This is a genomic window from Nonomuraea sp. NPDC049784, from assembly GCF_040659615.1.
Lineage (GTDB): Bacteria > Actinomycetota > Actinomycetes > Streptosporangiales > Streptosporangiaceae > Nonomuraea.
Genome location: NZ_JBFAMX010001181.1, coordinates 1 through 1,515, shown reverse-complemented (window position 1 = coordinate 1,515; position 1,515 = coordinate 1). Strand labels below are relative to the sequence as shown.

Sequence of the window (1,515 nt, the reverse complement as noted above, 5' to 3'; positions counted from 1 at the left end):
CCAGCGTGACGTGGGCGCCCTCGGCGACGTATTTGGCCATGGTCGCGCCGGTGCCGATCGACTCGTCGTCAGGATCTGTGGTGCGGTCGCGTGTTCGGCGCGTTCGGTACGGCGAGCGCTGGTGTTGGGCTCGGCCCCTGCTGGAGTGTGGTCGACGAGCCAGCGCTCCAGACGCCAGATGAGCACCTGTGCGTCGCTGCGCGCCGGGCTGGTGGTGTCGTGCCGCAGGGGCCGCTGACGGACCACCCCGGCCAGAACCGCGGCCGGGTCATGGCCGAGCCGCTCCACGCGAGCCAACATGCCGGCCAGCGACGGCCAGGCGCCATGGCGCAGAATCTGTTCGGCGTCGGCGCGCCCTCGGACGGCGTTGCGAAGAGCGTTTTGAAGATTCGGGCGTTGAGCGGCGGCATGGTCGGGGCGAGCACGAGGCCGAGCGCCGAGAAGTTCGGCCGCGTACTGCAGGTGGTCACCGGCCAGCTGCGCCAGCTGGGCGTGCACCTGCCGCCGCTGGGACTGTCGCAGCGTGTAGACGGCGCGTACCGCCAGAAGCGCGGCGACAACGAACGCCGTCACCATCGCCATCTCGTCGCCGTGGCCCAGCATGGACCCGGCTCTTACCACTGCCTGCAACGCGAACCGCATGTGATGCGACGCTTCGCTTCGCTCGCGCCACGGGTCGCGCCCCACCCGTTCCAGGTGCCGGGCCGCGAGCTCGAGCTTGTCTCGCACGGCTTCTGGCGCCCGCCGCGCCGAGACCGTCATCAGGTCCGCGAGGCCGGCGACGGTGGCGGCTGCGCCCGGATCACCACGTCGCAGTGCCGCGGTCGCGTGCTGGACGGATCGGGTGGCCTGTTGCCAGGCAGCGATGCGCTCTGCCCTGTCGGGGTTTTCTCGTTGCTGCGCGCGGCCGGTGGCCCGTGTGCGTGTGACGGGTGGAGGCGTTCTGCGGCCGCGGGTGGGGGCGGTCGTGTCGGCCCAGCGTTGTCGAACGCGGGGCAGGGAAAGGTCCGGTGCCAGCTTCGAGCCGCTGAACCAGATGGGCTCCCCGGTCGGGCTGGTGTCACCCTCGTGGGCCACGGCGTATCCGACCACCTGTCCAGAGGAGGAGGTGCGTTGCTGCAGCAGTACCTCAGGCTCGCGGCGGAGCCGGGCGAAGAAGTCGGACTCGCCGGTCGCTTCGAGCGCGATGGGCCGGACCTTCTGACGCAGAATCTCTCGCGAGGTCGCGCGTTGTCGGCGGAGCCGGTGCGCCTTGGCCTGTTCGGCAAGTGTGGGAGCTTGCACCGCGGTGCGGTCGGCCTCGGCCGTGACGCGTAGGTTGAGTTCACGCTCGATCGTGCGGCATTCCTCTCGCAGCCGCAGCCAATCGTTGTGCCGGTCGGGTAGTTTCCCGTCTTGGCGTACGAGCGTGGCCACCAGGTGAACGTGATCGTCAGCATGGCGCACCGCGATCCAGCGGCACCCATTCGGGTCGCCGCGAGGTGCGATGCCGCCGGCGGCGACGAGACGGCGGGC

Annotated in this window: 1 protein-coding gene; it reads right to left on the bottom strand. The window is 70.7% G+C overall.

Going from position 1 to position 1,515, the window contains the following annotated elements:
* The coding region (locus tag AB0J09_RS64530) for a hypothetical protein (protein ID WP_360714362.1) at window positions 1-1,416 on the bottom strand (1,416 nt) is incomplete at its 3' end.
* Between the last annotated feature and the right edge of the window lie 99 nt (window positions 1,417-1,515).